We start from the raw sequence: 8,327 nt of genomic DNA, 5'->3' as shown, positions 1-8,327 counted from the left end.
TCATCAGCGCCTTCCGTGTGCTGCGGGAGTACGAGCGTGGGGTGGTGTTTATGCTGGGCCGTTTTTGGAAGGTGAAGGGACCCGGACTCATTATCGTCATCCCGTTGTTGCAGCAAATGGTGCGGGTGGATTTGCGTACCGTGGTGATGGACGTACCCAGCCAGGATGTCATCTCCCGTGACAATGTTTCGGTGAAGGTGAACGCGGTGATTTACTACCGGGTGATCGATCCCGAGAAAGCGATTATCCAGGTGGAGAACTTCGATGCGGCCACCAGCCAGTTGGCGCAGACCACATTGCGCTCGGTTCTGGGTCAGCACGAACTGGACGACATGCTGGCCGGTCGCGAAAAGCTCAATGCGGACATCCAGCAGATACTGGACACGCAGACGGACACCTGGGGCATCAAAGTGGCCAATGTGGAAATCAAACATGTGGATCTGGATGAGAGCATGATCCGCGCCATTGCCCGCCAGGCGGAGGCGGAACGCGAACGGCGGGCCAAAGTGATTCACGCCGAAGGCGAGCAGCAGGCCTCCGAGAAGCTGGTGGAGGCCGCCCACACCTTGGCGGAAAAACCGCAGGCGCTGCAACTGCGCTATTTGCAAACACTGACAACCATCGCCGGTGAACAAAACTCCACGATTGTGTTTCCCCTGCCCATGGATATCATCACGCCGTTTTTGGAAAAACACAGCGGAGCCGGCGGAGCGTCAGAAAAAGGCGGTGCCTGAAAGGGTCCGCGTTATCGTTGCGCCGGTGGCGCCGGCGTGAGGTCCGGGTGCTGGGGCAAAGCGGAAGCCGGAGCGCCGGCGGGCGGTGTTACGCACTCGTTTTCAATCACTCTGAAAGTGTGGGCGCTGTCGCCCGTGCCGGGCGGACCAGGGTGACAAACAGCCGATTGAATAGATGATGGCATAGTGTTAACGTCTGTTATTCCGGGGTGCGGTGCCGATACTCTTACATCGGTTTTATGGCAATTGACTCGTTCAGGGCGTTGCAGAAATGTCAAGGTGGTGGCGTCGTAATGAGTCTTGTCTCCCTGGCGGGCCGTTGATGAACAGCCTGGGGGTTGCCGAACTCCGACAGGTGCCGGGTTCGGTGCGTTGAAAAAAGTCCGGATGACCTTTTTCAACCGCCTGTAAATTTTAGGAGTAGCTTGTGCAGTTGCCGCTTGTTGAATGCCGCGAATATAGCCATCTTGGTGTGTACGAACGCAACTTTGAGAAGCTGGAAGCCGCGTTTCCCGCCTTGTTTTGCGGCCACAACAGCCTGGCCCTGGTTATGGCAGGGCGGCCCGATCTTTATGTCGAGGTGTTGGAACGCACCCGCTATACCAGTCTGATCAAGCTGTCCCAGTCTTTGGGCTTGCCGCCTTCGGTGCGTGATCCTCTGGTCAAAGTGCGGCTCTATCACGACGCCCGTGTGGCGGAGGTGCTGGCCTACCAGAACTGCCGTCATCTCAAGGCGGTATACCCTTACCCCAACGCAGCCATGTTCCAACCCCATGAAAAACGCCGTGTGAATCATTTTCTCGAAGAGTGGCTGGACAGTTGCCTGAGCGGTAACGTCCGGATCGCCTGTGCGCTGAAATCGTCAACCGCAGGGTAAGCGGTGAGCGGTTCCTGTGACCGTCATGAGGTTCAGCTTTTTTCCCCAGAACCGATACATCCTGCAATGGACAAAGTGGGGGCCATTGGGATTTCGGCCCGCGAAATAATCGAGGGGAACCACAATGCGGCGCCCATGGGATGACGACGATACCGTCAGCGGACTGCTGTCCCGGGATGAACCCGGCCCTGTTTCAGGGGAACAGACCGGTTTTCTTTTTTTGCCCATGCAGTATTTGTTTGATGGCGAGAGTTCCTTCTTCGACCGCCGGGTCGCTGATCACGGCGAGTATCATTGACCCGTTACCGTTCTGGTTAGCCCAAAGGGCTTGCTTTCACCGGCCACAGGCGCTAAAACCCTGTAAGCAATACTCTCCGCGTGGTGTACACTTTGAACATGGGGTTGCCGGCTTGCTTCGGGTTATGGATGAGCGCTCCCTCTTTCCCCGCTGGCCGCGCGGTGCCGGTGGCGGCTGATTGTTCCAATAACCTGCGGCCCTGCCTGGCCGGGTGTCTTCTCTTTTTGATAGGCCTGTTTATCAGCGTGCCCGGGCGGGCGGAAGTGGTGGCGGTGTTGTTTCCCGACGTGCGGGAGCCCTTTCGCAAGGTATTTGTTTCCATCATCGAGGGGATCAGGGCCCATCCCGGGCTCGATGCCCGAACCCTGGCGCTGACCCCGGGAACCGACCAGGCTGCCGTCCAAGCCTTTATCCGGCGCGAGCGGGTCCAGGCTGTCATCGCCCTGGGAAAACGGGCGTATCTGGCGGCGAATGCGGTTTTGGATGACGGTGATTTGCCGCTGGTGCTGGGTGCCTTGTTGCTCCCGCCGGGAAGCAGGGACGCCACCGGGATGACGGGGGTGAGTCTGGCGGTGGATCCCTACCCGCTTTTCGAAACACTGCGGCAGTTGTCGCCTGCCATGGAAACGGTGCACGTGGTGTATTCCGAGGACAGCCTGAGCTGGCTGGTGGAGCGGGCGCAGGAGGCCGCGCAACTGAACGGTTTGAAACTTGTCAGGCACGGGGTGCGCAGCCGCCGGGAAGGCGCCCGCATGTACCGCAAGGTGCTCAAGTCCATCGACGGGCGCAAAGAAGCCCTGTGGCTGCCTCCTGATGCGAAATCGCTGGACGAGCGGGCGGTATTGCCTCTGCTGCTGCGGGAGGCCTGGCGGAGCAGCTTCGTGGTGTTCTCCAGCAACCCGGTTCATGCCAAGCGGGGGGCTTTGTTCGCGCTCTTTCCGGACAACCGCCAAATGGGGGCGGAACTGGGGGAATTGGTGATAGCGTGTCTGCGCCAGTCCCACCAGCGCTGCCCCCAGGGGGTTCGTCTCACCCAGGCGCTGCAGTCCGCGGTCAATACCCGCACCGCTGAACATGTCGGCGTCACGCTCAACAACGGCGAACGTTTCAGCCTGAAGTTTCCTGTACGCTGATTATTCACCGGTATGGATATCCTCGAAAAGCTGCTTCCCAGCCGTATGCGCCTGCAGCGCCAGCTGCTGCTTACTGTGTTCCTCGGCGTGTTTGCCCTGACTCTCGCGGCCTCGCTTACCACCGCCTGGCTGGAGAGCCGCAACCTTAAACAACTGCTGGTGGAGCAGGGGCGGAGAATCGTGAACAACTTCGCCGATCAAAGTGTGCTGGCGTTGTTGTTTGATGCGGAAGAAAACGGTCAGGATTCCGCGGCGGCGACCCTCGCCTTTCCCAATGTGACCCACGTTGCCATTTATACCAAGTCCGGTTCGCGTTTGTTGGGCCGGGGCAGTGAACCCGCCTGGAAGCCGCAGACACCCCAGGCTGGCAGCGGGCCTGCCGTGTTTGAAGAGCGCAACGCCCTGCATTTTGTGGCGCTGGTCTACAGCGGCAGCGGCAACGCAGACGGCGGTGGCGCTGAGTTTGGTGTGGAAAGCCCCGCCAGTGAATACCTGGGTTATGTCCAGGTGAGCATGAGCAAAGCAGAACTCAGCCAGGCCCAGGCCAGAATATTTGTAGACAACGTGCTGGTGGCGATGCTGTTTGCCACGGTGTTGCTGCTGCTGTTGCGCGTCATCGTCGGCCGGGTGACCACGCCGCTGGAAAAGCTGTCGCAGTCCATGCAGCAAACCGACGGTGGTCTGGCAAATATCCGCGCTGTTTTGAGCGGCCCGATTGAAATTCAGAACATGGCCGCAGTCTTCAACCGCATGATGGAAGGCCTGGAGGAACGCGACCGGAGACTGCGCGAACAGAACGACAGTCTGGAATCCCAAGTGGCGCAGCGGACCCGGGAACTGGTCGAGGCGCGGGACCAGGCGCTGGCGGCAAGCCGGCACAAGTCGGAGTTTCTCGCCAACATGAGCCATGAATTGCGCACACCACTCAACGCCATCATCGGCTATTCCGAAATCCTGCTGGAGGAAATGGAAGCGGAGGGCCATGACGAGGCGGTGTCCGATCTCAGGCGGGTGCACAATGCGGCCACCCATCTGCTCGGCATGATCAACAGCATTCTCGATCTGGCCAAGATCGAGGCCGGCCGCATGGAATTGTGGCTGGAGCCCACCGATATCGAGGAACTGCTGCGCGACGCGGTAGACACCGTGCGCGTGCTGGCCTCCAGGAACAATAACGAGATCAGCGTGGAGGTGAACGGCGCTGGGCAGGATGTGGACATTGACGGCCCCAAGCTGCGGCAGATTGTGATCAACCTGCTGGGCAACGCCGCCAAGTTCACCAAGGACGGGCGCATCACAGTGACGGCCGACATCGACCCGGCCGCGCTGCGCATTGCCGTGTCGGACACCGGCATAGGCATGACACAGGAGCAGCAGGCCCGTGTGTTTGAGGCCTTCCGCCAGGCCGACATGACCACCACCCGCGAATACGGCGGCACGGGCCTCGGGCTCAGCATCAGCCGGCGCCTGGGCCAGTTGATGGGCGGTGAAATACGCTTACGCAGCGTGGTGGGGCAAGGCACCACCTTCGAACTGGAAATACCGCTGCCCGTGGTGGTGCAGGATGAACTGAGCACCGCCACCGCGCCGCGTTGAACGACTCACTTGTCAGGCACCGGCCGGGGCGCGTGGCCGGTGTATTCGATGTCCTCGCAGCGCAATGGCAGGAAACTCTCCGGCGGGTTGTCGTAGGCTTCGGCGTAGCAGGCGTGGATGCCGTTGTTGACGCAAAGCGCGTAGATGCGGTAGATCTGCTCGGCTGTCATGCCCTGGTCACTGAGGAAAGCCATTATATATCCGGCCAGATTCATGCTTTCCCCGTGCTTGTCCAGGAGAAATTCCTGAACCTTGAAGGCAAGTTCCAGATGCGGGCCACAATCCAGACGAAGTTTTTTCCGGACTTTCTCCATGGCTTCGATGCGCTCATCACCGTAGGCAATGGGTCTTGCGTATCCGGGAATGGTTGGTTGTGCGCCCGGTTTTCTGCTATGGGAATAAATGACTTCCTCTAGTGTTTGTCCCTCATTCACCCGCCGCAGTGCTGAAGTGATGAAGTGGGTGGCTCCTCTGACGGTGCCAGGCCCGTAGAGCTTGGAGTCCGATGCAAGAATACCTGCGGTGACGGAGGAGACGGGAGAGGCTTTTGTTGTTCCACCAAACGCTCCCACCTGATTGCACCAGATTCTTGAATCCGGCCAGCTCATACACAAAAAAGTGGCCTCTATCCATTCGCCCAGCCGTCTGGAGACCAGATTTCCGGTAACGTTGAGGACCAACATCTGAAAATACGAAATCTCCCCAACGAGCTCCTCCAGAACGGAGTACCCCCTGCTGTATGCTGTGCCTTCACCGATACGGGCACCTCCCGCCTGGGAACGAATAATTTTCCTGTTTGAGTCCCAAAATTCCACGTTATCCACTGCGCGGCCTTCGTTTCATGTTCATCACGTAGTGATCATTGTCAATAAACGGCACCGATGTGATGGGTTTGTTGGCGAACTCCAGGCCGTGGGCGAGCAGGCCCGGCGCGGAAATGAGTTGGAAGAGGCCAGGCCCCGAGCGGTGGCTGAAACCGAGATCGCAAAAAACTGCCGCGGCCAGCCCGGTAGGGAGCCAGCCCATCGAACAGGGCGGTAAACATTCTACAAAGGCCCTGGCCCAAAGCAGGGGGCCTTCTTCATCAGCGTGGCGGCACAGTGCTTCGGCGAGGTCTGCCGTGAGCAAGTCTTCGCCGCCAAAGCGGCTGCCGAAGCCCGGGGCAATATGCCAATCGCCCTGTCCTGCTTTTTCCTCCGTGCGCAACAGCCGTTTTGCGGCATCGCCGGGCGGGACGCCCATGTTTTTTGAGATAAAGCGCATCGCCTGGCTTACTTCGGCGGCGCCCAGGTGGGCGCCGCTTAAAACAGACAGCGCTATGGGCAATAGGTGTTCGGGATGGGTTTTGCTGACGGCGGCGGATATGGCGCTGCGGGTTGCCGGGTGTCTCGGTCCCGGATTGATCAATCCGATCATCAGCGATTCCAGCAGTCGCGACTGTTTTGCAGTGGGAAGCTCACCTTTGAACAGCAGGAAAACGACATCGGCATAGCTTCGTTTTTCGATGAGTTCGCTGAGCTGGTAGCCGTGGCAGCGGGATGAGCGGGCGATGTAGGGGTTTCCGGGAGACGGGATTTCCTGCCACAGGCGGGTCGTGATCTTGTCGGCGAAACGCTCGCCGCGAAGGCGGGTCTGCGGGTTCCGTGTCTTCTCAGTGGCCATGGCTGCGCGCTTTCTAGAGGTGGTAGCGGAACTCCAGGTACACGCTGCGTTCCGGGAGGGGAAAATCGCCGGGTACCTGGGCGGGGCTGGGTTCGCGCGCGTCTTGGTCGAACAGGTTTCGCAGCCCCAGCGCCGTTTGCCATGTCTGGTCGAAAGAGTCATAACGCAGCATCGCGTTGGCGATAAGGTAGCTGTCCAGCGGCGGGCGGGGGTCACCGGCCACCCGTTTGCGTTTCCCCACCCAGTTCAGTTCCGGCGTGAGTTGCCAGCCGGCGGCGAATGTCCAGTTGAGGCGTCCGTAGAGTTGGTGCTGGGGCGAATTTCCGGCGTTTGAGCCCGTGCGTTCGTTCGTGGCGTCGACGAAGGCGTAGTTGGCGCTGAGGCGGAGTGTGGGCGTAACCTTCCAATCCAGTTCCCATTCAATTCCCCTGCCGGATTGTCTTCCCACGTTCTGAAAAACGAAGGATTGCCCGGATAACTCTGGTGAAATTAGATCAGAAATCACGTAGTAATATAAATTTACACGGGTTGCCAGATCAAATATCGGTTGGTAGTCAAATGCCAGTTCATATGTTTCTACGGTCTCCGGCAACAAATTTTTGTTTCCTTCTCGAATAGGATTGTTTTGTGAAAACAGCTCGGCAAAGGAGGGCGCCCTGAATGCTTTGCCATAGAGCAGCTTGGTGGTCAGGTCAAAGGCCGTCTGCCATATCAGCGCCGCCCGGGGGTTGACCGTTTCGCCAAAATCAGAGTAGTGGTCGTAGCGCACGCCCCACACCAAATCCCAGTCCGTGGTAAAAGACCATTCATCCTGCAAAAAGACATAGCGGAGGCGTCTGGAATGGGGGGCGATGAACACGGAATCGGTGCCGGTCACGTCCGTGAGGCTGCCGTTCACCGTGCCCTCGGTGCCGTCGATGACGCCCGGGCCGAAGTTTTTGGTTTCCGTTCCGCGTAGCTTGGCGTAGGCGTAACCCGAGCCCAGGCGAATCCGGTGTGCGTCGATGCCGGTATAGAACGCCCCGACGTCCGCGCGGTAATGCGTTTCGAACACGCCGGGGTTGCCGATGACGCCGTCGGTAAAGGTGACAGTGTTGCTCGACAAGGGGTTGATATTGCCGTCGTTGCCGATAGGCAGCTTTGAGTTTTTTGGGAAGAGTGTTTGCTCTGATCGAGAATCTATGTCCATATACCCCAGTCGGGCGTCTACATCCCAGTTGGAATCACGTAGGGTTTGCCTGTATCTCAGGTCACCCTTGAAATTGTCTGCGTTTGCTTTGCCCCCCGAATCCAGGGCGAGGGCCACACCGGGGCCGGTACCCACCTTGTACTGCCGCCATTTCCACAGTTGAAGGCGCCAGTTGTCATAGCCGAGATCCAGATTGAGGTCGAGGCGCTCTTGCTGCGTGGCGGCGGGGCCGGGCGCCAGGCTGGCCCGGGTGCCCAGCGCCTGGTCGAAGCCGGTTTGGGCGTCCTGCTCGATGATGCGACTGTCATCACCGTCGGTGTCGCTCCATTGCAGGCTGAAGGCGACGTCCACTTTCTTCCAGCTGTCGCCCAATTGCAGCCAGGCCTCCCTGGTGTCAAAAGACCCCGCTCTCAGCCCCAGGTCCAGGCCATTGATATCTTGTGCCGTTTTGGTGATCACATTGATGACGCCGGCGAAGGCATCGGCCCCGTAGACGGCAGAGCCGGGTCCCCGGATGATCTCTATGCGGGAGATGTTGTTGACAGGCAATGTTGAGCGGATCCCGCGGTCCCCGGCAAAAAGCTGGGTCATGGGCGAGCCGTTTACCAGCACCAGCACGTGGGGGTTGGTGTCGGTATAGATGCCGCGGATGGAATAAATGGGACTGAAGCGCAGGGAAGACAGGGATACATGCAGGCCGGCGACGGTCTCCAACACCTCATCCAGCGTGGTCGCCCCCATACGCTTGATGTCTTCCGCCGTCACCACACTGGCCACGGCGGGCGCCCGGGCTATGGGCTGGCGGGCCCCGGTGGCGATACTGATGAAGTCCTCGTCG

The 8,327-nt window shown here is 59.4% G+C and carries 7 protein-coding genes; 4 read left to right on the top strand and 3 right to left on the bottom strand.

From position 1 onward, the window contains the following. Positions 1 to 2: 2 nt before the first annotated feature. The 4 genes from ENJ19_11400 to ENJ19_11385 all read left to right on the top strand — a co-directional run bounded on the left by ENJ19_11400 (position 3) and on the right by ENJ19_11385 (position 4,638). Positions 3 to 734 carry a slipin family protein gene (locus ENJ19_11400; GenBank protein ID HHM06326.1) on the top strand — a complete coding sequence of 244 codons (732 nt, stop codon included), beginning with the start codon at positions 3 to 5 and terminating at the stop codon, positions 732 to 734. A 427-nt stretch (positions 735 to 1,161) separates the two neighbouring features. Continuing rightward, entirely contained in the window at positions 1,162 to 1,611 is a 450-nt protein-coding gene (locus ENJ19_11395; protein ID HHM06325.1) for a DUF1249 domain-containing protein, read from the top strand. 378 nt (positions 1,612 to 1,989) lie between these two features. After that, entirely contained in the window at positions 1,990 to 3,042 is a 1,053-nt protein-coding gene (locus tag ENJ19_11390) for an ABC transporter substrate-binding protein (protein ID HHM06324.1), read from the top strand. A gap of 12 nt (positions 3,043 to 3,054) precedes the next feature. Further along, positions 3,055 to 4,638 (top strand): HAMP domain-containing protein, encoded by a 1,584-nt coding sequence (locus ENJ19_11385; GenBank protein ID HHM06323.1) that lies wholly within the window; start codon positions 3,055 to 3,057, stop codon positions 4,636 to 4,638. A gap of 5 nt (positions 4,639 to 4,643) precedes the next feature. Here the strand turns inward: ENJ19_11385 and ENJ19_11380 are convergent, their stop codons facing one another. The 3 genes from ENJ19_11380 to ENJ19_11370 all read right to left on the bottom strand — a co-directional run. After that, positions 4,644 to 5,462: a hypothetical protein gene (locus ENJ19_11380; protein HHM06322.1), complete on the bottom strand. Its 819-nt coding sequence runs from the start codon at positions 5,460 to 5,462 to the stop codon at positions 4,644 to 4,646. Beyond that, the gene (locus ENJ19_11375) at positions 5,455 to 6,300 is read right to left on the bottom strand and encodes a citrate synthase (GenBank protein ID HHM06321.1); all 846 of its coding nucleotides are present in this window, start codon (positions 6,298 to 6,300) and stop codon (positions 5,455 to 5,457) included. The genes ENJ19_11380 and ENJ19_11375 overlap by 8 nt, the downstream gene beginning before the upstream one ends. A gap of 13 nt (positions 6,301 to 6,313) precedes the next feature. Continuing rightward, positions 6,314 to 8,327, bottom strand: a 2,014-nt coding sequence (locus tag ENJ19_11370; protein HHM06320.1) for a TonB-dependent receptor, incomplete at its 5' end; no start/stop codon positions are given.

The sequence above is a fragment of the Gammaproteobacteria bacterium genome (assembly GCA_011375345.1).
In the GTDB taxonomy this organism is placed as follows: Bacteria; Pseudomonadota; Gammaproteobacteria; order DRLM01; family DRLM01; genus DRLM01.
This window is presented reverse-complemented; position numbering and strand designations above follow the sequence as displayed.